This window comes from Microbacterium oxydans, from assembly GCF_006540085.1.
Classification (GTDB): Bacteria; Actinomycetota; Actinomycetes; order Actinomycetales; family Microbacteriaceae; genus Microbacterium; species Microbacterium oxydans.
Genome location: NZ_BJOG01000008.1, coordinates 38,354 through 60,686, shown reverse-complemented (window position 1 = coordinate 60,686; position 22,333 = coordinate 38,354). Strand labels below are relative to the sequence as shown.

The 22,333-nt window shown below is 69.2% G+C and carries 20 protein-coding genes; 13 read left to right on the top strand and 7 right to left on the bottom strand.

The window, feature by feature from the left end:
- Window positions 1-3: 3 nt before the first annotated feature.
- The 3 genes from MOX01_RS14580 to MOX01_RS14570 all read left to right on the top strand — a co-directional run bounded on the left by MOX01_RS14580 (window position 4) and on the right by MOX01_RS14570 (window position 3,266).
- Window positions 4-1,392: a glycosyltransferase gene (locus tag MOX01_RS14580; protein WP_141370328.1), complete on the top strand. Its 1,389-nt coding sequence runs from the start codon at window positions 4-6 to the stop codon at window positions 1,390-1,392.
- Window positions 1,393-1,531: 139 nt separating this feature from the next.
- Window positions 1,532-1,957, top strand: a complete 426-nt coding sequence (locus MOX01_RS14575; RefSeq protein WP_141370326.1) for a YciI family protein — start codon at window positions 1,532-1,534, stop codon at window positions 1,955-1,957.
- Between the two features lie 13 nt (window positions 1,958-1,970).
- A complete protein-coding gene (locus tag MOX01_RS14570; protein ID WP_061018580.1) occupies window positions 1,971-3,266 on the top strand; it encodes an RNA polymerase sigma factor in 1,296 nt (431 codons plus the stop codon).
- 61 nt (window positions 3,267-3,327) lie between these two features.
- On the opposite strand, the gene MOX01_RS14565 is transcribed toward MOX01_RS14570, so the two are convergent.
- Together MOX01_RS14565 and MOX01_RS14560 are read right to left on the bottom strand one after the other, a co-directional pair.
- Window positions 3,328-3,600, bottom strand: a complete 273-nt coding sequence (locus MOX01_RS14565) for a GlsB/YeaQ/YmgE family stress response membrane protein (RefSeq protein ID WP_045263759.1) — start codon at window positions 3,598-3,600, stop codon at window positions 3,328-3,330.
- A 168-nt stretch (window positions 3,601-3,768) separates the two neighbouring features.
- Window positions 3,769-4,689 carry a Bax inhibitor-1/YccA family protein gene (locus MOX01_RS14560; RefSeq protein WP_141370323.1) on the bottom strand — a complete coding sequence of 307 codons (921 nt, stop codon included), beginning with the start codon at window positions 4,687-4,689 and terminating at the stop codon, window positions 3,769-3,771.
- Window positions 4,690-4,779: 90 nt separating this feature from the next.
- On the opposite strand from MOX01_RS14560, the gene MOX01_RS14555 reads away from it, so the two are divergent.
- Window positions 4,780-5,766 carry a glycerophosphodiester phosphodiesterase family protein gene (locus MOX01_RS14555; RefSeq protein WP_061018613.1) on the top strand — a complete coding sequence of 329 codons (987 nt, stop codon included), beginning with the start codon at window positions 4,780-4,782 and terminating at the stop codon, window positions 5,764-5,766.
- Window positions 5,767-5,782: 16 nt separating this feature from the next.
- On the opposite strand, the gene MOX01_RS14550 is transcribed toward MOX01_RS14555, so the two are convergent.
- Together MOX01_RS14550 and MOX01_RS14545 are read right to left on the bottom strand one after the other, a co-directional pair.
- A complete protein-coding gene (locus tag MOX01_RS14550) occupies window positions 5,783-6,244 on the bottom strand; it encodes a hemerythrin domain-containing protein (RefSeq protein WP_061018575.1) in 462 nt (153 codons plus the stop codon).
- Window positions 6,245-6,284: 40 nt separating this feature from the next.
- Window positions 6,285-6,683 (bottom strand): YccF domain-containing protein, encoded by a 399-nt coding sequence (locus MOX01_RS14545; protein WP_046748802.1) that lies wholly within the window; start codon window positions 6,681-6,683, stop codon window positions 6,285-6,287.
- 89 nt (window positions 6,684-6,772) lie between these two features.
- Between MOX01_RS14545 and MOX01_RS14540 the strand changes: the two genes are divergently transcribed.
- The 7 genes from MOX01_RS14540 (at window position 6,773) to ligD (ending at window position 17,843) form a co-directional block, all read left to right on the top strand.
- Window positions 6,773-7,732, top strand: coding sequence for an ABC transporter ATP-binding protein (locus tag MOX01_RS14540; protein ID WP_046748803.1), 960 nt, complete (start codon window positions 6,773-6,775; stop codon window positions 7,730-7,732).
- Window positions 7,729-8,748: an ABC transporter permease gene (locus tag MOX01_RS14535; RefSeq protein ID WP_141370321.1), complete on the top strand. Its 1,020-nt coding sequence runs from the start codon at window positions 7,729-7,731 to the stop codon at window positions 8,746-8,748. The genes MOX01_RS14540 and MOX01_RS14535 overlap by 4 nt, the downstream gene beginning before the upstream one ends.
- Before the next feature lie 154 nt (window positions 8,749-8,902).
- Window positions 8,903-12,037 (top strand): lamin tail domain-containing protein, encoded by a 3,135-nt coding sequence (locus MOX01_RS14530; RefSeq protein ID WP_141370319.1) that lies wholly within the window; start codon window positions 8,903-8,905, stop codon window positions 12,035-12,037.
- A gap of 129 nt (window positions 12,038-12,166) precedes the next feature.
- Window positions 12,167-12,778, top strand: coding sequence for a LysE family translocator (locus MOX01_RS14525; protein WP_046748806.1), 612 nt, complete (start codon window positions 12,167-12,169; stop codon window positions 12,776-12,778).
- Between the two features lie 89 nt (window positions 12,779-12,867).
- Window positions 12,868-15,339: an ATP-dependent helicase gene (locus tag MOX01_RS14520; protein ID WP_058632660.1), complete on the top strand. Its 2,472-nt coding sequence runs from the start codon at window positions 12,868-12,870 to the stop codon at window positions 15,337-15,339.
- A gap of 75 nt (window positions 15,340-15,414) precedes the next feature.
- On the top strand, window positions 15,415-16,683 hold the full coding sequence (locus MOX01_RS14515) for an SseB family protein (protein ID WP_141370317.1): 1,269 nt from the start codon (window positions 15,415-15,417) through the stop codon (window positions 16,681-16,683).
- Window positions 16,684-16,769: 86 nt separating this feature from the next.
- Window positions 16,770-17,843, top strand: a complete 1,074-nt coding sequence (gene ligD / locus MOX01_RS14510; protein WP_046748808.1) for a non-homologous end-joining DNA ligase — start codon at window positions 16,770-16,772, stop codon at window positions 17,841-17,843.
- A gap of 53 nt (window positions 17,844-17,896) precedes the next feature.
- Here the strand turns inward: ligD and MOX01_RS14505 are convergent, their stop codons facing one another.
- Window positions 17,897-18,940 (bottom strand): ATP-dependent DNA ligase, encoded by a 1,044-nt coding sequence (locus tag MOX01_RS14505; RefSeq protein ID WP_141370315.1) that lies wholly within the window; start codon window positions 18,938-18,940, stop codon window positions 17,897-17,899.
- A 44-nt stretch (window positions 18,941-18,984) separates the two neighbouring features.
- On the bottom strand, window positions 18,985-20,436 hold the full coding sequence (locus MOX01_RS14500) for a phytoene desaturase family protein (protein WP_141370313.1): 1,452 nt from the start codon (window positions 20,434-20,436) through the stop codon (window positions 18,985-18,987).
- A 72-nt stretch (window positions 20,437-20,508) separates the two neighbouring features.
- Here MOX01_RS14500 and MOX01_RS14495 point away from each other — a divergent pair, with 72 nt between their 5' ends.
- Window positions 20,509-20,997: a hypothetical protein gene (locus tag MOX01_RS14495; protein WP_058632665.1), complete on the top strand. Its 489-nt coding sequence runs from the start codon at window positions 20,509-20,511 to the stop codon at window positions 20,995-20,997.
- 2 nt (window positions 20,998-20,999) lie between these two features.
- Window positions 21,000-21,533 carry a GNAT family N-acetyltransferase gene (locus tag MOX01_RS14490; RefSeq protein WP_211368772.1) on the top strand — a complete coding sequence of 178 codons (534 nt, stop codon included), beginning with the start codon at window positions 21,000-21,002 and terminating at the stop codon, window positions 21,531-21,533.
- Here the strand turns inward: MOX01_RS14490 and MOX01_RS14485 are convergent.
- Window positions 21,518-22,318, bottom strand: coding sequence for an AraC family transcriptional regulator (locus MOX01_RS14485; RefSeq protein ID WP_141370311.1), 801 nt, complete (start codon window positions 22,316-22,318; stop codon window positions 21,518-21,520). The two genes, MOX01_RS14490 and MOX01_RS14485, sit on opposite strands and share 16 nt — an antisense overlap.
- Window positions 22,319-22,333 lie beyond the last annotated feature (15 nt).

Sequence of the window (22,333 nt, the reverse complement as noted above, 5' to 3'; positions counted from 1 at the left end):
ACGATGCTCCCCGACGCGGCGCCGGCACTTCCCGACGCCGAGTATCTGGTGCTGTCCAGTCGGCTCATCCCCGGCATGGACGGCGGATACACGATCGCGACGCTGGCCCGTGCCCGCCAGCTCGCGAGCGCCGGTGTGGCCGACGGATCGGGCCCGCAGCTGCTCACGTTCGACCCGGGAACCGCGGCCGACCATGCCGCGCACCGGCACACGTTCGTGGAGCAGGGTGCGCTCGTCGACTCCTCGCGGATGCGCAACCTGTTCGACGAGGCCACGGCTTCCGGCGGGGGAGCGGCCGATTGGCTGCGGACAGCCGCCGATCCCGCGGTGAGCGCCGATCCCGATGTGGAGTACCGGGTGCTCACGGATGCCGAGGGGCGACCGTTCGCGGCGCTGCCGGTGATCCCGGGCAACCCGGACTGGCATCTGAGCGAGGAGCCCGTGCTCGTCTACGACGCCGCGGGCCAGGTGACGGGAGCGCTGCACGGCTTCCGCGGCCTCTATCGAGCCTGGCTCGACCACGTGACCGCGGCCTTCGGCGACCGTCGGATCATCGTGATCTGCGAGTCCAGGCAGCTCGGCGAGCTCATCGCGGACTGGTCCGACCCGCGCGTGCGCATCCTGCACACGATCCACACCATGCACGTGGAGGCGCCGTACACGCCTGATGCCCCGATGAACACGCTCTGGACACGGTGGTTCCGGCTGGCCGACCGGTTCGACGCCGTGATCTGGCCGACCGCCACGCAGCGCGATGACGTCGTGTCGCGCTTCGGTGCATCGGCACGGCACGTCCTGGTGCCGAACCCCATCGCTCCGGTCGACCGTAGCGACGACCTGCGCGAGGAGGGCCTCGTGGTCGTGCTGGGGCGCCTCGCCCCCGGAAAGCGCGTCGATCAGGCGATCCGCGCCTTCCTCGCGGCCGACGTGCCTGGCACCCGCATGGAGATCTGGGGCGGCGGCCCGGAGGAGGAACGGCTGCGCGCGTTGATCGCGGAGCTCGATGCGGGAGATCGTGTCCTCCTCGCCGGCTACACGGATTCACCGGGAACCGTTCTCGATCGAGCCGCGATGATCGTCACCGCGACCGCCTTCGAGGGACAGCCGCTGTCGATCGTCGAGGCGCTCCTGCACGGTGCCCCGGTGGTGTCCTACGACGCCCGGTACGGTATCCGCGATGTCCTGGAACAGGGCGGTGGCGTTCTGGTCCCGAGCGGTGACGTCGAGGCGCTGGGACGGGCGATCCGCGCACTGCTCACAGACCCCGATCGACTTGCGGCTCTGAGCGCCGAAGCCCCGTCGGTCGCGGCCGCGTGGAGCCCGCAGCGCTCGCTCGACGCCCTCACGGCAGTGATCGCCGAAGCCGCCGCGCGCCCGTCCCGTCGCGCCTGACTTCCCGAGACCAGAGCTTCTCCGTCGCTCGGACAGAATTTCTCGGAGAGAATTCCGGAACGATGTCGATCCGCGGCGTTCCCGTTCGACGTCCTAGATGAGAGGGTCGAGAGACGGCCCATCGAACAAGGAGAACACCATGAAGTTCATGCTCATCATGCGCGCGACCGACGAGGCTGTGGAGGCGTACAAGGAGATGCCCTTCGACCAGGTCATCGAGGCCATGGGCACGTACAACGAATCCATGATCAAGGCCGGTGTGCTCGTGGCCGGTGAGGGACTGACCGACGCAGCCGAGGGCTTCGTCGTCGACTTCAGCGCCGAGAAGCCGCTGATCACCGACGGCCCCTACGGCGAGACCAAAGAGCTCTTCAACGGCTTCTGGATCATCGAGGTCCCCACGCGCGAAGAGGCAGCGGAGTGGGCGAGCCGTGCTCCTCTCGGACGAGGGTCGTACCTCGAGGTGCGTCGCGTGACCGGCGTCGAGGACTTCCCCGCCGACAACGAGTGGATCCAGAAGGAAGCGGGCTGGCGCGAGGACGCAGAGCAGCGCGCGCAGCAGTGACGGACGAGCAGCGATGACGCCTCCCGTGCACAGCGAGACGGCGCGCTCGGCACCCGATCCCGGGTCGGCGGAGCGCGCCGTCGCCGCGGTGTGGCGCATCGAGTCGGCGCGTATCGTCGGCGCGCTCACCCGGATGGTGGGTGACTTCGGGCTCGCGGAGGACCTGGCCCAGGAAGCGTTGATCGATGCGTTGCAGCAGTGGCCGGTCGAGGGTGTTCCGCGTAACGCCGGGGCGTGGCTGACGGCGGTCGCGAAGCGCAAGGCCATCGACCGGTGGCGCCGCCAGGAACGACTCGACGACAGGGTGGCCCTGCTCGCGCATGACCTGGAGCGGGAACAGGCGGAGGGCGGCGACCTGCTGTGGGATCCGGATGCCGTGGATGACGACGTGCTGCGACTGATCTTCATTTCCTGCCACCCGGTGCTCGCCAAGGAGGCTCAGGTCGCTCTGACGCTCCGTGTCGTCGGCGGGCTGTCGAGTGAGGAGATCGCCCGTGCGTTCCTGGTACCGACGGCGACCGTGCAGCAGCGCATCGTCCGCGCGAAGAAGACGCTCGCCGCCGCGAACGCTCCGTTCGAAGTGCCGCCCCGTGAGGAGCGGGCTCAGCGCATCGGTGCGATCCTCGGGGTGCTGTATCTGATCTTCAACGAGGCGCACGCCGCGAGCAGTGGGCCTGAATGGATGCGTCCTGAGCTGAGCGACGAGGCCATCCGCCTCGGCCGGGTGCTCGCCGCTCTCATGCCGCAGGAACCCGAGGCGCACGGTCTGCTGTCCCTGATGGAGCTCACGGCGGCCCGGTTCGCCGCGCGGGTGGACAGACATGGAGACCCCGTGCTGCTGGCCGATCAGGATCGCAGGCGCTGGGACCGGGGTCGTATCGCGCGGGGTCGGGCTTCTCTCGCCACCGCCGATGCGCTCGGCCGCGGCCGGGGGACGTATTGCCTGCAGGCGGCGATCGCGGAGTGTCATGCCGTGGCGGCGTCGGTCGACGAGACGGACTGGGACCGGATCGTCCTGCTGTACGAGGCGCTGGGCCGCATCTCCCCGTCACCGGTGGTGGAGCTCAATCGAGCGGCGGCCGTCGCGATGGCAACCGGCCCTGCGTCCGCGCTGCGCATCATCGACGAGCTGGCGAGTTCCGGGGCGCTGCGCGGCTACCATCTGCTGCCGGCCACTCGGGGAGAGCTGCTGCGTCGACTCGGTCGCGAGGAGGAGGCCCGCAGCGAGTTCGCCACCGCGGCGGCGCTCGCCGGCAACGATCGGGAGCGCGCACTGCTGGAGCGCAAGGCGCAGGGCGCACAGAAATGACTCGCCCCCTTCGGTAGCGTGATGCTGCCGAAGGGGGCGGGCGTCTGGATGCGGGGGATCGTCAGTCGTTGACCTTCTGGCCACGGCCGGCGATCAGGCCGTAGATCAGCAGGACGATGATCGAGCCGCCGATGGCGAGGAGCCACGTGCCCAGGTCCCAGAACTCGGTCAGCGGACGGTTGAGGATCAGGCTGCCGAGCCAGCCGCCGAGCAGCGCGCCGACGACGCCGAGAAGCAGCGTGATGAACCAGCCGCCGCCCTGCTTGCCGGGAAGGATCAGCTTGGCGATGGCACCGGCGATGAGGCCGAGAAGAAGAAAGCCGAGAAAACTCATGGTCAGCTCCTGTGATCGGGAGCCCCGGGGTGCCGGGGCTTCTTGTCCACAAGCCTGCCGAAATCCGGATCCGAGTGCCAACCCCTTGCGCGCGCACCCCCGGATATGCCAAGAGGCCCGACTCCCTCGTGGGAGACGGGCCTCTGCGACTGTGGCGACGCGGTCGCGTCAGTTGTTGCCGCGGGCGATCGCGATGATGCGCAGGATCTCGACGTAGAGCCACACGACAGTGACCATGATGCCGAAGGCGCCGAGCCAGCCGTACTTACGGGGAGCGCCGTTGCGGACGCCCTGCTGGATCTGATCGAAGTCGAGCACCAGCGAGTACGCGGCCATGATCACGACGAGGACGCCGATGATCAGACCGAGCGGGATGCCGAAGACCCTAGTGCTCAGAAGGCCGAAAGCGTTGTCATTGATTCCCGTCCACATGAGGACGAGGTTCAGGAGCGAGAAGACCAGATAGCCGATCATCGCGATCATGAAGATCTTGGTGGCCTTCTTCGAGGCGCGGATCTTGCCGCTCGCGAAGAGCGCGAGGGTCACGCCGACGACCGAGACGGTCGCGAGCGTCGCCTGGAAGACGATGCCGGGCCACTGCACCTCGAAGAACGCCGAGATGCCACCGATGAAGAGCCCCTCGAAAGCCGCGTAGGCGAAGATGAGCGCCGGGCGCACCTTCTTGCGCGACGTGAAGGTGATGACCATGGCGAGCACGAAGCCGCCGAGTGCTCCGATGGCCCACGGCAGTACGTTGACGGCAGCGGGGTTGTACGGGTTGTAGCGGGGGACGTCGAGTCCGCCGAGCGTCAGCACCCAGCCGATCGCGGCGGTGACGAGCAGGATGCCGAACAGGCCGGCGGTCTTCCAGACGGTGTCCTCGACCGACATGCGGTCGGTCTCGATGGCGCCGGCAGGCGGTGCCGCGTACATGCCCTCGAGCTGTGCGTTGGCCGCAGCGTCCATCGCCCCGTGCTGGAGCGAGGCGCTCTGCGCGCCCTGGGCAGCCTGAGGTCCGCCCGGGTACGTCGCGACGTTGCGCGGGTCCTGCTGCTGGAAAGCAGGGTTGTTGAAAGCGAAGTTGCTCATTGGTGGGCCTCACTCCAAAGGGGGGTAGTAGGTCTCTTTCCTCCACGATACTCGGCAGGGGGCGCCGCCGGGGTGTTCTACGCTGAGAGCGTGCCCAGGAATTCCCCCCTCGTCATCGGGCACCGCGGTGCGCCCGGCTACCGTCCGGAGCACAGCCGCTCCTCCTACGAGCTCGCCCTCGCCATGGGGGTGGATGCGGTCGAACCCGACGTCGTGGCGACGAAGGACGGTGTGCTCATCGTGCGTCACGAGAACGAGATCTCGGGCACCACAGATGTGGCGGACCATCCGGAGTTCGCCGACCGCAAGACGACCAAGCGCGTCGACGGAAACGCGCTGACCGGCTGGTTCACCGAGGACTTCACCTGGGCGGAGCTGTCCACCCTGCGTATCCGGGAGCGTCTGCCGGAGGTGCGGGCCTCGAGTGCGAGTTTCGACGGCGCTCAGCAGATCCTGCGACTGCGCGACGTGCTCGACATCGTGCGTGAGGGTTCGGTGGAGCACGGACGCGAGATCGGCGTGGTGCTCGAGGTCAAGCACGCCACGTACTTCGCGAGCATCGGCCTCGAGCTCGCCCCGCTCATCGACCTCGAGCTGCGCGACGCCGGATGGGCCGAGGGCGAGCTGCCCCTGGTGATCGAGTGCTTCGAATCGACCGTGCTCGGGCAGCTGCGAGAGCGCGGGATCTCGGCCTCGTACATCTATCTGATCGAGGCGTCGGGGCGTCCGTACGACCTGCTGGTGGCGGAGGGCAAGCGTGCTCTCACCTACAAGGAGACGGTCGCGCCGAAGGGGCTCGACGCTCTGGTCGGCCGGGTCGACGGCATCAGCGTGAGCAAGAAGATGCTGCTCGACCGCGGCAACACGATCGTCGCGGATGCGCACGCGCGCGGACTTCAGGTCTTCACGTGGACATGCCGACCGGAGAACGCCTTCCTCGCCGCGGAGTTCCGAGGACCGGGCGGCCGCGGGGAGTTCGGCGACTACGAGGCGGAGTGGGGCGTCCTCGCCCGTCAGGGCATCGACGGGGTGTTCGTGGACCACCCGGATCTGGGCGTCGCCTTCTTCCGCGGCTGAGTCGTCCCCGACCGCGTCAGAGCGGGCCGAGCACGCTCTTCACGTCGTCGTCGAGCGTCAGCGTGCGCAGCGGTTCGAGGATCTCCCGTTCCTCGAACCGGAAGTGCGATTCCATGATCGCCGCGATCCCGTCGAGGTGCGCGCCGATCGTCGCCGAGTCATCTCCGCGCTCGGCCGCACTGCGCAGCGAGGCGAGCAGGTGGGCGAGCATCGAGTGATCCTGCATGAGCTTGTCGATGACTCCGCCGAGCTCGGGATGCTCGGCGCGCAGGGAAGGGAAGAGCTGCCGGTCCTCGGCGCCGTGGTGACCGTCGAGGGCGGCGCAGAAGCCGATGCAGTAGAGCACGAGCTCCGACGTCGCATCCGGCACGTCCGCACCCCGGCCGAGCGCGTCGCGCGTGGCGGCGAGGGCAGCGCGCAGACGGGAATGCGCCGACCGGAGTTCCTGATCCCAGGCGATCAGGCGGGCGGCATCCATCGCGCCAGTGTAGATCGGTTCAGTGCAGGAGACGTCCCGTTCAGAGTGTGCGGTCGAAGGCGCCGCGCCGCGTGGAGACGATCTCCTTGCCCAGCGGCATGAGGGAGACGGGGACCATCTTGAAGTCGGCGATGCCCATCGGGATGCCGATGATCGTGATGCACAGCAGGATGCCCGAGACGATGTGGCCGATCGCGAGCCACCAGCCGGCGAGGATCACCCAGAGCACGTTGCCGAGGAACGATCCGACCCCGGCGGTCGGCTTGCTGATGACCTCTCGTCCGAAGGGCCAGATCGCGTAGGCGGCGATGCGGAACGAGGCGATCGCCCACGGGATCGTGATGATCGGGATGCACAGCAGGATGCCCGCCAGGACGTACCCGAGGAACAGGGCCCATCCGGCCAGGATGACCCAGATGATGTTGAGGATCGTGCGCATGAGCCGATTGTGTCACCACCGCCCCGCCGGGACTGAGCATCCGCCCGGAGGTCCCGGCCGAGACCGTGTGCGGATGCCAGACTGACCGCATGACCGGAATCGTTGTGCAAGACGTCAGCAGAGCATTCGGGACGGTGCAGGCGGTGAAGGGGGCCACTCTTCGTGCGGAGCCGGGGCGCGTGACCGGCCTCGTTGGTCCGAACGGTGCGGGCAAGACGACGCTGCTCCTGATGCTCGCCTCCCTGCTCGCTCCCGACGCGGGGACGATCAGCATCGGCGGTGTCGACCCGTCGGTCGACCCGCTCGCCGCGCGACGTCTGCTCGGCTGGATGCCGGACGCGCTCGGCGCCTGGCCGTCGCTCACAGCTCGCGAGACCATCGTCACGACCTCCCGTCTGTACGGGATCGAGAAGCCCGATGCCGAGGTCCGCGCCCAGCAGCTGCTCGCCCTCGTCGGTCTGGCCGACCTCGCTGACTCCCCGGCCAAGGTGCTCTCCCGTGGCCAGAAGCAGAAGCTCGGACTCGCGCGTGCCCTCGTGCACGATCCGCAGGTCCTTCTCCTCGATGAGCCGGCCTCCGGCCTCGACCCCGAAGCGCGGGTGCAGTTGCGCGTGCTGCTGCGCGGCCTCGCCGCCGAGGGGCGCACCGTGCTGATCTCCAGCCACATCCTCTCCGAGCTGGACGAGGTCGTCGACGACGCGGTGTTCCTCGTCGCCGGCTCCGTCGTCGACGCTGCGCCGGCACAGCGCGTGATGCGGGCCTGGCGGGTGCGTCTCGCCGGCGCGACGGAGGAGCGGACGAAGGCCGACGCATGGCAGGTGGCATCGACCCTCGGCATTGCGCCCGAATCGCTCGGACAGGATCGCGGTGCCGTGCTTGTCCGGCTGGAAGGGGAGGGGGCTGCGGCGCAGGCACTGCGGCACCTCGTCGAGGCGGGACTCCCGGTCGTCGAGTTCGCGCCGGCGCAGAGCCAGCTCGAGCACACCTTCCTGAACCTGCAACAGGCGTCACCGCCCCCAGCACCCACCGGAACGGAGGCGGGCGCATGAGCCTCGCGAACATCGGCATCATCGCCCGACTGGAACTGACCCAGCGGCTGCGCAGCGTCGGGTGGTACGTGCTGCTCGGCGTCTTCGCTCTGGTACTGCTCGGCGTCACGGCTCTGTCTTTCGCCGTGTACTCGTGGGGCGACGCGATCGGCGCCGGCGTGTACTCGATCGTGGTCAACGTCGTCCTGCTGCTGGTCGTGCTCGTCTCGCCGACGCTCAGCGGCAACGCGATCAACGGCGATCGGGATGCCGCCACCCTCGCCGCGGTGCAGGTGACCGCCGCATCGACCGGTGACATCATGCTGGGCAAGCTCGTCGCTGCGGTCGCCACCGGCGGTGCCTTCCTGGTCGTGGCGGTTCCGTTCCTCGGGCTATCCCTGCTCGGCGGAGGCACCAACCCCGTCGTGCTGCTCGTCTCCCTGCTCGTGCTCGCGGCCGAGATCATCATCGTCGCCGCGATCGGCGTGGGCCTGAGCGGTCTCATCGCGCGCCCGCTGTTCTCGGTGGCGACGACGTATCTCGTGGTCGCCGCCCTCGTGTTCGGAACGCTGATCGCGTTCGGACTCGGCGGCATGGCCGTGCGCGGCGAGGCCACCGTCTACTCCCGCCCGTACGACGCGAACGGCAACCCCGAATGCGATCGCTGGGAGGTGAACAGCATGCAGGAGGTGCCGCGATTCGATCTGGTCTGGTGGACCCTGTCGGCGAACTCCTTCGTCGTGCTCGCCGATGCCACCCCGACCGAGTATGCGACCGGTGGCTACCCCGTCGACCTGTTCGGTCAGATCAAGTACGGCCTGCGCAGCGCCCAGCAGTCGCCGCTCGAACAGCGCTGGGACGCCTGTGACCCCGATGGCGGATACCGCACACCGCAAGAGGTCATCGAATCGACGGTGCCGAGCTGGTTCGTCGGACTCGGAGTGCAGGTCGTCATCGCCGGCTCGCTGTTCGCGGGGGCATGGGCGCGCACCCGCACCCCCGCCCGGCGTCTGCCCCCTGGCACGCGAATCGCCTGACGGGAATCGCCACCTCCTGTTCACCTGGTGTGCACCCGAGGGATCCTCGGCGGCCATCCGGGGTCGGTGGTCTGGGCTGGTACCCGACTGAGTCCCGTCCGGATCAGCCTCGCGTCCCGCGGAGGCTGCCCGCCCAGCCACCCAGGAGTCCTCCATGCCCCGCATGCATCGTGCTGCGGCGGTCACGGCGGTGTGCGCGTTGAGCGCCGCCGCCCTGCTCGCCACTCCCGCCGTCGCGATCGGCGCCGATCCCGGCATCCGTCCGACCGAAGCGATCTCGGCTGCTCCGAGCCTCGTGCTGAACGAGATCGTCTACGACGACGCGGCGACCGGCCTCGCCGATCAGGTCGAGATCTACAACGCCGGCGCTGAGACGGTCGACCTCACCGGCTGGACGATCGCCGACGAGAAGCGCGACAGCTTCGGCAAGGCGCCGGATGGCACGTCTCTCGCACCGGGGGAGTTCCTGGTGCTCGTGAAAGACGTCGACTTCGCCTTCGGGCTCGGCAAGGGCGATGAGGTCGTGCTGTTCGATCCGAGCGGCGCCGAAGCGGACTCCTATGCGTACGAGAACACCGCGCCGTTGTCGGTGTGGGCACGCTGTCCCGACGGGACGGGGCCGTGGGCACCTGCGACGACGGTCACGCCGGGCGCGCCGAACGACTGCGCGGTCGCTCCCGTCGCCGGCTCCATCGTCGTCAACGAGGTCGACTCGCAGCCGGCCGACTGGGTGGAGTTCTTCAACCCCGGCACCGCAGCGCTCGATGTCTCGGGCTACGAGATCCGCGACAACTCCGACGATCACCGCTGGCAGTTCCTTCCGGGAACGCAGATCGGAGCAGGACAGTTCCTCGTGGTCGAGGAGGGGACGATCGGCCTCTCCGGAGGCGTCGAGGCCGCGTTCCGCGAGCCGATCGGCATCGGCAGCGCGGACCGAATCCGCCTCTTCGACGTCGCGGGCACGATGATCGACGACACTCTGCCCTGGCAGGGCCATGCGGCGATCGACGGCGACTTCGCCGCGGCGACCCTGGCCCGCTGCCCCGACGGCGTCGGGTCGTTCGTGCTCGCGCACCCGACTCCCGGTGCCACGAACTCGTGCGTCATGCCCGACGTCGTGATCAACGAGATCGAGTCGAACGGCGACACCACCGACTGGGTCGAGGTCGTCAACACCGGGGGCACAGCGGTCGACCTCTCCGGCTGGACCGTGATGGACAGTGACCCGACGGGGCACGCCGCCGAGACCACGCCGCTTCCGACCGGGACGATCTTGCAGCCGGGCGGCTACTTCGTCTTCGACCAGCCGTCGAACTTCGTCTTCGGTCTCGGCAACGGCGACACCGTGACGATCCGCGACGCGAACGGCAACACGGTCGATGAGCACGTCTACACCGCGCACGCGGCCGGCGTTCTCGCCCGCTGTGCCGACGGCATCGGGGACTTCGTCGACATCGCGGTCTCGACCAAGGGGCTGCGCAACGCGTGCGGCAACCCGGTGCGCATCAACGAGGTCGAGTCCGACGGCGGCTCACCCGACGATTGGGTGGAGCTCGTGAACCCGACGGACACCGCGCTCGATGTGTCGGGCATCGTGGTGAAGGACGACGATGACGCGCACGCCTACGCGATTCCGGACGGCACCACGATCGGAGCGGGGGAGTACCTCGTGATCGAGCGGGCTCAGCTCGGCTTCGGACTCGGCGCGGGCGATGCGGTGCGGGTGTTCGACGGCGATCTGCTCGTGGACTCGACCTCGTGGGGCGATGGCCACGCCGCGACCACCTGGGGCCGCTGCCCCGACACCACCGGCGCGTTCGCCGTCACCGCTGCTTCCACGAAGGGCGTCGCGAACGTCTGTGCCGGCGAGGTCGCCGTGGGAACGTGGCCAGGCTCCGCTGAGGTGCGCGTGGTGGACAGCATCCCGACGTTCCTCGAGGACAGCTCTGGTCTCGACGTGCAGGAGACGGCCGACGGGGCGTTCCTCTGGGCGGTCGACAACGGCGAGGGGCGCATCTGGAAGCTCGAAGCGCACGCCGACGGCTCCATCGAGAAGGTCGACGGCTGGGATGCGGGCAAGAGGGTGCGCTTCCAGAAGGATGCAGCGAACCCGGGAGCCGCAGGTCCAGACACCGAAGGCATCACGGTCGACGGAGACGGCTTCGTCTACGTCGCATCCGAGCGAGACAACAGCGCCAAGGGCGTGAACCAGAACGTGGTGCTGAAGGTCGACCCCGATGCCTCGCCCGGCGACCTCGTCGCCCAGCAGGAGTGGGACCTGACCTCGCTGCTGCCTGCGGTCGGGGCGAACCTCGGCATGGAGGCCGTGCAGTGGGTTCCGGACTCCGCGCTCGCCGGAAAGCTCTTCGACGACCGGAAGAGCGCAGCATACGACCCGAAGGACTACGCGGGACACGGGGGCGGGCTGTTCCTCGTCGCGGTCGAGGACAACGGTCATGTGTACGCCTTCGCGCTCGGCTCCGACGGCTCGGCGACGCTGGTCTCGGAGATCGCTCCCGGCCTCGCCGGAGTGATGGCGCTCGACTACGACAGCGTGCGCGACAGCCTCTGGGCGGTGTGCGACGACGGGTGTCAGGGGCGCTCGGCCGAGATCACGCTGAACGGCACCGCACAGCCGGGCATCGCGCACTACGCCCGCCCGGCTGGAATGCCCGACATCAACAACGAGGGCTTCGCCACGGGGCCGGCCTCGCTTTCGGTCGACGGGCAGCGGCCGGTCTGGTGGTTCGCCGACGGTTTCGCCTCGGAGGCGCTGCGCACCGGGACGCTCCCCGGTGGTGGCGGCGCTCCTGGAGGAGAGATCCCGCCGCTTCCCGGCACGGAGCTCGTCGACGGCAATCGCGGTGGTCTGACCGTCGATCCCGCGGTCGCGACGCGAGGCCAGACGGTCACGATCACCGTCGACGCGAAGGGCGCTGGCACGGACGTCGCGGTATGGATGTACTCCGATCCGACGCGTATCGCGATGGGCTCGCTCGCGGAGGGCGGCACCATCGCGGTGAGGATCCCGGCGGATGCACCGCTCGGGGCACATCGGATCGCGGTGTTCGATGCGAGCGGTGCTCTCCTCGGCTGGGCCGACATCCGGATCTCTGCGGAAGCGGAAGCGGAAGCGGAAGCGGGAGCGGGAGCAGGGGCCGGTGCAGGAGCCGGCGCAGGTGGGCTCGCGGCCACCGGATCCGAGCTTCCCCTCGCGGCTGCAGTCCTGGCGCTGCTGCTGCTCACCGCCGGCGCGGCGACGATGGGACGTCGGCGGCGCGGGGCCTGAGTCGTGAGCGGGGGTGCGATCTGCTCGTGCCCCCGCGCACCCGCGCCATCTTCCTCCAGGGGGGTGCGCGCACGACGCCCGACCCACTAGACAGGGTGTGAGCGCGGGGAACCGCATGAGAGGACGTCGATGAGCATCGCATTCCTGCTGACCACGCTGGTGATCGTCGCGACGCCCGGCACCGGCGCCGTCTACTCCATCGCCGAGGGCATCTCCCGTGGGCGCAGAGCGGGCATCATCGCCGCATTCGGCTGCACGCTCGGCGTCATCCCCCACATGATCGCGGCGATCACCGGGCTGGCCGCGATCCTGAACGCCTCCGCCGTGGCATTCGAGACGATCAAGTGGATCGGTATCGCCTATCTGCTCTTCCTCGCCTGGCAGACGCTGCGCGACAAGTCGCTGATCCAGGCCGAAGAGGATCCTGCTCCGCGCTCGTCGTGGCGCGTGATCGGCACGGCCGTGCTCATCAACGTGCTCAACCCGAAGCTCACGATCTTCTTCTTCGCCTTCCTCCCTCAGTTCGTGCCGTCGCAGGCGCCGGACGCCGCCTGGCAGATGGCAGGACTCAGCCTCGTGTTCATGGCTCTCACCTTCGTGGTCTTCGCGCTGTACGGCATCTTCGCCGCCACGATGCGCACCCAGGTGCTGGGGCGGCCGAGGGTCGTGACCTGGCTGCGCCGCTCCTTCGCCGCGACCTACGTGCTCCTGGCCGGACGCCTTGCGCTGGAGACCCGGTAGCGTCCCCTGCACGCGCAGTCGCTGCACGCCTCCGGGGAGGCGAGGTTCCGTGCCGTGGTGTCGGTGCCGACGCCTAGACTCGTAGGGCCATGACCGAAGCTCCTCTCATCGTCCCCTCCACAGCTGGTCCTCGCTCGTCGGGAACCCCGGGGCAGGACGATCTCCTCGCCGGCCTCAACCCTCAGCAGCTCGAGGCCGTCACCTATCGCGGCCCGGCGCTGCTGATCGTCGCCGGCGCCGGATCGGGCAAGACCAGCGTGCTCACCCGCCGCATCGCCTCGCTGCTGCGCAGCCGGGAGGCGTGGCCGAGCCAGATCCTCGCGATCACCTTCACGAACAAGGCCGCCGGTGAGATGCGCGAGCGTGTCGAAGGGCTCATCGGCGACGCTGCGCGCGGCATGTGGATCTCGACCTTCCACTCCGCATGCGTGCGCATCCTGCGTCGCGAGGCTCAGCAGTTCGGATTCACCAAGAACTTCACCATCTACGACTCCGGCGACTCGCGCGCGCTCATCAAGCGACTCGTGAAGGAGCACGAGGCCGATGCCTACGGGCTCACCCCCGCCGCGGTGCAGGGTCGCATCTCCAAGCTGAAGAACGAGCTGTCCGATGCCGAGGGCTATGCGCGTCAGGCCAACATGTCGGATCCCGCCGAGCGCGTATTCGTCGAGGTGTTCGCCGACTACCAGCGGCAGCTGCAGAAGGCCAACGCCTTCGACTTCGATGATCTGATCGGCCAGACCGTCTACCTGTTCCGCGCCTTCCCCCAGGTGGCGGACACCTATCGCCGTCGGTTCCGGCACATCCTGGTCGACGAGTACCAGGACACCAACCACGCCCAGTACGCGCTCATCCACGAGCTCACCCGGCCGGTATCGGGCGCGGGTGCGGCATCGGAGCCATATGCCTCGAACGGCATGATGATCTTCGAGCCCGACCCCGAGCCAGCACCGGGCGCCGGTGAGGCCGGGGCGTCGCTCACGGTCGTCGGTGACTCGGACCAGTCGATCTACGCCTTCCGTGGTGCCGACATCCGCAACATCAGCGAGTTCGAACGCGACTTCCCCGGAGCGAAGGTGGTGCTGCTCGAGCAGAACTACCGTTCCACCCAGAACATCCTGTCCGCCGCGAACGCCGTGATCGGCAACAACTTCGACCGCAAGGACAAGAAGCTCTGGAGCGACAAGGGCGACGGTGACGCCATCATCGGCTTCACCGGGTACTCCCAGCACGACGAGGCGCAGTTCGTCGCCGACGAGGTCGAGGCACTCCACCGCAAGGGGATGCCGTACTCGGAGATGGCCGTCTTCTATCGCACGAACTCGCAGTCCCGCGCGCTGGAGGAGATCTTCATCCGCTCCGCTGTGCCGTACAAGATCATGGGCGGCACGAAGTTCTACGAGCGCGCCGAGATCAAGGACGCGCTCGCCTATCTCGTCGCTGTCGCCAACCCCGCCGACGAGATGTCCGTCCGCCGCATCCTCAACAAGCCGCGGCGCGGCATTGGCGATGTCACGGAGACGGCGATCGCCCGCTTCGCAGAGGAACACGGGATCTCGTTCCGAGACGCCCTGTCGCTTCCTGGCCAGCTCGGCGTCGGCCCGAAGATCCAGGCCGCGATCGCGCAGCTCGACGCGGTGCTCGCCGAAGCGACGGCGATCATGCTGCCGGCGACGGGCGAAGTGCCGCCACCCACCTCGGTGGCCGATGGGCTCAGCCTGCTGCTGTCGAAGAGCGGCTACCTCGACGCGCTGCGAGCCAGCCGCGACCCGCAGGACGAGGCACGCGTCGAGAACCTCGACGAATTCGTCGCCGTCACGCGCGACTTCGCCCGGAACAACCCCGAGGGCACCATCACCGACTTCCTGACCGAGGTCGCCCTGGTGTCCGACGCCGACGATCTCGACGACGAATCCGGCTCCGTATCGCTCATGACGATGCACACCGCCAAGGGCCTGGAGTACGACGCGGTGTTCGTCACCGGCGTGGAGGAAGACCTCATCCCGCACCGCATCTCGGCGGGAGAGCCCGGAGGGCCGCAGGAGGAGCGTCGACTGTTCTACGTGGGGATCACCCGCGCCCGCAAGCGCCTGCACCTGTCCTTGGCGATGACCCGCGCGCAGTTCGGCGAGGTCACGGTCGCGATGCCCAGCCGCTTCCTGCAGGAGATCCCCGCGAACCTGATCGACTGGCGGCAGTCTCCGGGCGACGTCAACTCGCGCGGCGGGATGCAGTCGCGTGCGCTGAACGCCCGTCGTCAGGGCGGTTTCGGCGGATCGGGCTCCGGAGATCGCTTCGCGGTGAAGTCGTTGCCGGGGCGAGACTCCTTGAAGCCGCTGTCGACCGCCATGGACAAGTTCCCCAACAGGGTCACGGCCAAGATGCGCGACAACGGCGACCTCGAACTCGCCGCGGGCGACCGCATCCGTCACGTCGACTTCGGTGAAGGACGGGTGGACGCGGTGACCGGCGAGGGCGCGAAGCGCATCGCTCACGTGCGGTTCGACTCGGCGGGACAGAAGAAGCTCCTCATCAAGGTCGCGCCGATCGAGAAGATCTGACCCCGTCCCGGTGCGCCCGCGTCGGCGGAGCATCGGGAGGGAGCGCCGTGCGGATTGCCGGTTAGGCTGGCTCATATGGCCCTCTTCTCCCGCCGCAAGAAGTCCGGTGACGATGCCGTCGCCCCCACCGCCGAGACCGTCGAGCCCCGCACAGCGCAGGGGGACGACCATCCCGCCGAGAGTGCGCTCTCCGAAGGCACGGCGTCAGAGAGCGCGACGTCCGACAGCGTGACGTCCGACAGCGTGACGTCGGACAGCGCGACGTCCGACAGCGTGACGTCGAACAGCGTGACGTCGGACAGCACCGTCGACGAGCAGCCCGCTGCGGCGCCGTCGATCGGGATCTCGGTGCAGGCGTTCCGAGGCGTCGGTGCGGAAGCGGGTCCTGAGGTCGAGCTGCCGTCCTCCGATGCGCCGTCGAATCCGCAGACGCCGCCCGCAGCTCCGGCCGCGCCGCAGACCCCGCCGCGTCCTGCCACCCGGCCCGAGGCGCCCGAGGAGCGGCGCCTGCCCCTCGCGTCCGCGCTGCCGCCGGAGCAGACCGAGACGGTCCCCGGCATGAAGGACAACGTCCTGCTGCGTGAAGCGCTCACCGAGATCGAAGCCGGCGCGACCAACGATCAGCTGCTCGGGGTCATGCGTCAGGCGCTCCAGGGGCACCTGTACATCCGCGTGAACGGCGACGCGCGTGCACAGATCAGCGAGGGCAAGGCCCTTTCGGTCGCGGTCGTCCGAGACAGCGAGGACCGCCAGTACATGCTCGCGTTCAGCTCGGCGGGCGCCGTGCGTGATTCCGTGCAGCTCGAGGCCGACCCCTCGTCGACCTCGGCGGTCGCTCAGCCGGTCACCTCGGTGCTGCAGCAGGTCGTGTCCGGTGACTTCGCCGGCCTCATCGTCGACAACGCCTCGGCTCCGCACCGCGTGGTCTTCCCGACCGAGCTCCTGCAGAAGACTCTCGAGCAGGCCGACGTCGACATGACGGTGAAGAGCATCCTCGCAGCCCCTCGCGAGCAGGACTCGGCCGTCAAGGTCGGGGAGGCACTCGCGACCACGCGGATGTGGGTCGCCGTCAACGACGGTTCCGGCGGCGGCCCCGTCGGCATCGCCGAAGCCCAGACGACGGACGGACGCCGATTCCTGCAGCTCTTCTCGCACCCGCTCGAGGTCATCGCCCTCGGCCGCGGCGACCGACCGCTCCCGTTCGCACCCGAGCAGCTCGCGAAGGTGCTCACCAGTCACGCCGACATCGCCGGGGTGATCGTCGACTCGGCCGGTCCCTCCATCGTCGTCGAACGGGATGCGCTCACGCCGGTCCTGGTCCTCGCCGTCGACCTCGGCGACTGACCCAGATCTGCTGACCTGATCCGGCCCCCGCGCGCTGCGGAGCGAGCGGGGTTCCGTCCGTCCTGGCTGCACCCTAGGGTCGGAACATGGCCTCAGAACGCGTGACCCTGACCGTCGCCGACCTCGACGGAGAGCGCGAGGTCGCGCTCTCCAGCCCGAATCGCGTGGTGTGGCCCGACCTCGGCATCACCAAGGCGGAACTGGCCGAGTACGTGCAGCTGGTCGCCGGCCCTTTCCTGGCCGCCAACGGCAACCGCCCGGTGTCGCTGGAACGGTTCCGTGACGGTATCGGCCCCTCCGGAGGGGCCAGAGCGGAGGGCTTCTTCTCGAAGAACCCGCCCAAGGGGACGCCGGATTTCGTCGATGCCGTGACGGTCACCTACAACAGCGGGCGTCGACACCCGCAGATCGTCCTGAACCGCGCCAGCGCGATCGTCTGGGCGGTCCAGATGAACACGATCGTGTTCCACCCGTGGGCATCGCTCGCCACCGACCCCGACGATCCCGTCGAACTGCGCATCGACCTCGACCCGCAGCCGGGCACCGACTTCGCAGACGCCGTGACAGCCGCCCACACGCTGCGCGAGGTGCTCCGCGAGGCCGGACTCGAGGCCTTCGCCAAGACGAGCGGCAACCGCGGGCTGCACGTGTTCGCGCCGATCGAACCGACTCACGAGTTCCTGGATGTGCGTCACGCGGTGATCGCCGCCGGACGCGAGCTCGAGCGGCGGATGCCCGAGCAGGTCACGACGAACTGGTGGAAGGAGGAGCGGGGCGAGCGCATCTTCGTCGACTTCAACCAGGCCAACCGCGACCGCACGATGGCGGGCGCCTACAGCCCGCGTGCCCTGCCGGGAGCGACCGTCTCGACACCGGTGGCGTGGGAGGAACTCGACGGCCTCGACCCGACGGCGTTCACCGTCCGGAGCATTCCGAAGCGCCTCGATGACATCGGCGATCCGTGGGCATCGCTGCAGGACAGCCCAGGACGCATCGACACGCTGCTGGAGTGGTGGGAGCGCGACAAGGAGAACGGGCTGGGCGAGCTGCCCTTCCCGCCGGAGTTCCCGAAGATGCCCGGCGAGCCCCCGCGGGTGCAGCCGAGCAAGAAGGTCGCGGCGAACTGGGACGACGACGGCACCCCGGCCGAGAAGGGCTGACCCCCGCCGTCGAGTCGGGGATCTCAGCGCACGACGGTTTCAGCTAGCGCTTTTCAGCTCAGGACGTCTGCGAGGTCGTAGCCCGCGACGGTCTCCAGCTGCTCGTAGGTGCACGAGCGGGCATCGCGATCGGGCCGCCAGCGCTCGAACTGCACGGTGTGACGGAAGCGAGCGCCTTCGAGCTGGTCGTATCGCACCTCGAGCACGCGCTCAGGACGCAACCGCACGAACGAGACATCCTTCGATCCGCTGAACCGCGATCGCTCGCCCTCCGCGGTCACGGCTTCGCCCGCCTCATCACGCTCGACCAGCGGGGCGAGCTCCTCGACGAGTTCTTGCCGACGGGCATCGCTCCAGGCCGCCACACCGCCGACCTGGCGAAGAGTCCCGTCCTCGTCGTACAGCCCGACCAGGAGGGAGCCGACGCCCGAGCCGGACTTGTGGACGCGGTAGCCGAGCGCGACCACGTCGGCTGTGCGGGCGTGCTTGATCTTGAAGAGCGTGCGCTTGCCGGGTGCGTAGGGCTGATCGAGCGGTTTCGCCACGACGCCGTCGAGTCCGGCTCCCTCGAACTCGGCCAGCCAGCGCACCGCGGCTTCGCGATCGCGGGTCCCGCGGGTGAGGTGCAGCGGGTGCTCGACGGTCTCCAGGAGCGTCTCGAGGCGCGCTCTTCTGGTCTCGAACGACTGGGTGAGCAGATCGTCCTCGCCGGCGGCGAGCAGATCGAAGGCGATGAACATCGCCGGTGTCTCGACGGCGAGCTTCGCCACGCGCGAGGCAGCGGGATGGATGCGCTGGCTCAGCGCCTCCCAGTCCAGTCGCTGCGATCCGTGCGGACCGGTGGCGACGACGATCTCCCCGTCGAGCAGACACGGTTCAGGCAGCAGCTGGGGGATCGCATCGACCAGTTCGGGGAAGTAGCGGGTCAGCGGTTTGGCGCCCCGCGAGCCGATCTCCACCGTCTCGCCGTCCCACGCGATGAGTCCGCGGAAGCCGTCCCACTTCGGTTCGTACAGCAGCCCACCCGGGGTCTTCGCGGGGTCGGGCACCGCGGGCACCGCTTTGGCGAGCATCGGCGCGGGGATGTCGTAGCGCATGCTCCCATCCTGGCTGCGCGCGATCGGCGAGGGAAGAGGGGCGGTCAGCCGAACAGGTCGGAGAGCGCCGCGAGTTCTCCCGCATCCCGCAGCGCGGTGCGAGCGGCGTGCCAACCGGCCATCCCGTTCACGGACGGACCGGGGGGCGTCGAGGCGGAGGCCAGATACACGCCGTGCATCGGGGTGCGCCACGGGGCGGGGGAGAGCGCCGGGCGACGCAGCGCCTGACGGATGTCGAACACTCCGCCGGAGATGTCGCCGCCGATCTCGGTCGGGTTGATCGCCTCCCGCGACGACGCCGGCACCGCGTGGTGCGCCAGGATCAGGTCGCGGAAACCCGGGGCGTAGCGCTCCACCTGCGCGGTGATGAGCTCTGTGGGGTCGAGGTCGGAGCCCGGAGGGACGTGGATGTAGGCCCAGAACACGGCCTTCCCGGCGGGAGCACGGGAGTCGTCGAGGACAGAGGGCTGCACGGCGAGCACGTAGGGGCGATCGCTCACGTGGCCTGCGGCGACGGCGTTCTCACTCGCCCAGACCTCCGCGCGGGTGCCCCCCAGGTGCACGGTGGGTGCGCCGGCGACGTCGAAGTTCGTCCACGGAACCGGGCCGTCGAGGGCGAAGTCGACCTTCGCGGCACCCGGGCCGTAGCGATAGGAACGGACGGAGCGGGCGTAGCCTGCGGGGACGTCGGGGTGCGTGAGTGCGAGTCGCGGCGAGGTGTTGAGCAGCAGCAGGTCGCCGCGCTGCGGGTCGCCCCAGTCCAGCGTCGCGAGATCGGAGACGGGGGTGCTCACCTCGATGGTGCCGCCGTGGTGTTCGAGGTCGGCGACCATGGCGTCGGCGATGCGCTGCGCACCACCGCGCGGATAGGGCCAGCCTCCCGCGTGACCGAGTGCGGCGAGCAGCAGCCCTGCGGCAGCGCCCGCCAGCGACGGCTGCGGGGAGTTCGCGTGCGCCACCACCCCCGACATCAGTGCGGCGGCCTCCTCCGTGCGGAACGCCGCGGCGGCCAGGGGCGTGCCCTGATCCAGCATCCGCAGGGCGTAGCGCACGGCGGTCACCGGATCGCGCGGGATCCGGAGCAGCTGATTGCCCGTGAAGTCGACGACCCCCTCGATGTGCCGGCTCAGAGGCCGCAGTCGGGACAGCCAGGCTCCGCCGTCGACGCCGAGCTGTGCCGCGGTGCGATCGATATCGCGCCATGCCACCGCCGCACGTCCGTCGTCGAGGGGATGCGCGTAGGACGCCTCCGGCCGGATCCACTCGATCCGCCGATCGAGACCGAACGCCTGGAAGAACGGAGAGGAGAGGGCAGCGGGGTGCACGGCGGAGCATACGTCGTGCTGGAAGCCGGGGAGCGTGGATTCGCGGGTACGGGCCCCGCCGCCGATCGTGTCCGCGCCTTCGAGGACGCGCACCGTGTAGCCGGCACGAGCGAGCGACACCGCCGCCGCGAGGCCGTTCGGGCCGGATCCGATGATCGTCGCCTGAGCCATGACGTCAGTTTGGCACGTATACGAGGAGAAAACGGTCGGCCGCACCCCTCGCGGCGTGGGATCCTGGAAGGGATGAAAGAAGTACAGGGCCCGACCCCCGCAGGCACCTCCCGTCCATACCGTTCGCTCCCGGAGGCGCTGCGCGCGCACCGCATCGACCCGTCGAACCACGCGTTCATCACGGCGATCGTCGAGGCCATCGGGATCAGTTCGTTCATCGACCGCGGTCGATACATCGAGGCGATCCGTCGTGGCGAGGGAGCGTCCCTCCACATCGGCCGCACCTACACGAACGGCTTCGCGGAAGACGAGCGACTCATCGTCGGTTCCGCACCGTTGCGACTGCAGCCCAGCGAGGGGCGCCCGCCGTACTTCTACGTCAGTCACCCGAGCGAGTTCATCCCGCTGACTCCGCAGCGTGCGGCGAAGCGTGCGACGACTCCTCGCGTCTCCGCCCCCCGCGCGGAGAAGGCGCCGAAGCCCGTCGAGGAGCGCGACTACGGCGTCTGCGACGTGTGCTTCATGGTGAAGACGCCGTCCGGCGGCTGCGGCTGCGACTGAGCGTGAGCGTCGCGCTCGGACCCGAGGCGGATCGACCGGTGATCCGGCTCGCCGACCTGTCCGGAGCCGATGCGCACGAGGTCGGCGCTGCGGTGCGGGCATATCTGCTGCAGACCGAGCGTGAGAAGAGGCAGCAGGAAGGCGGCAGCGCGCCCGATCCCTCCGGAGCACTTCCCGAGCGCTACCGCCGCGAGATCGATGACCCCTCAGCGGCCTACGCGGGTCACCGCGTGCGTGTGGCCCAGCTCGGCGATCGCGTCGTCGGGGTCGTCGTGCTCTCCGTGAGCGACGACGTGGCCGAGATCAAGCGCTTGTGGGCGGTGCCGGAGGTGCGTGGCCGAGGCGTCGGGTCCGCACTGCTCGACGCCGCGCTCCACGACGCGCGCGACGTCGGCGCCGCGCGGGTGCGCCTGTCGGTCTGGGACTGGCGGGCCGGGCCGGTGCGCCTCTATGAATCGCGAGGCTTCGAACGCGTCCCGTCCTGGGACGAGCGTGCGCGCCTCGTGTGCATGGAGCTGTCTCACACCGCGGGCTGAGACTGTCGGTATCGGCCGGGGGTCATCCCGACGAGCGGCGTGAACTGCTCGATGAACTGGCTCGTCGTCGCCCAGCCGCACGCGGCAGCCGTCCCGGTGACCGAAGCTCCGTCCGCGAGCAGGACCAGTGCGCGGTGCACCCGCAGCTGGAGACGCCATTGCCGATAGCCCATCCCGGTCTCCTGCTGGAACAGGCGGCTCAGCGTCCGTTCGGCCGTACCGGTGCGCATGCCGAGCTCACCCAGCGGCACGGGGCGGGCGAGGTCGTGCTCGACGATGCGCGCCGCCCTGCGCAGTCGCGGATCGCGGGGCTCCGGCAGATGCAGCGGCTGCTCCGGCGCCGTCACCGCCTCGTCGACGACGACATGACGCAGATGGTCCAGTGCGATGGAGCTGCGGGGGCGGTCGGACGTCATCGCGAGCAGCGCCTCCCGCGCAAGAGGCGTGGCGACGAGAACGGCAGGAGCGGAGGGCAGGAGTGCTGCGAGTTCGTCGTCAAGGTGCACGATGCGCATGTCGGTGCGACCGTGCGCACGATGGCGATGCTCGGCGCCGGCGGGCACCCAGGCCATGCGCGTGGAGGGCGCGATCCAGGCTCCGTCGTCGGTGAGCAGGGAGAGCACACCGGAGGCGGCATGCACCAGATGTCCGAGCGGATGAGCATGACGCGGAGATGTCTCGGCGTGCGCGAACCGGTAGGCGCCCTCCAGGGGGAGAGCGGTCAGCGCGTCGAAGTCGACCAGGTGCAGGTCGACCATTCGGGATGATTGGCGGGTATTCGACATCAGATTGCAGTGTAC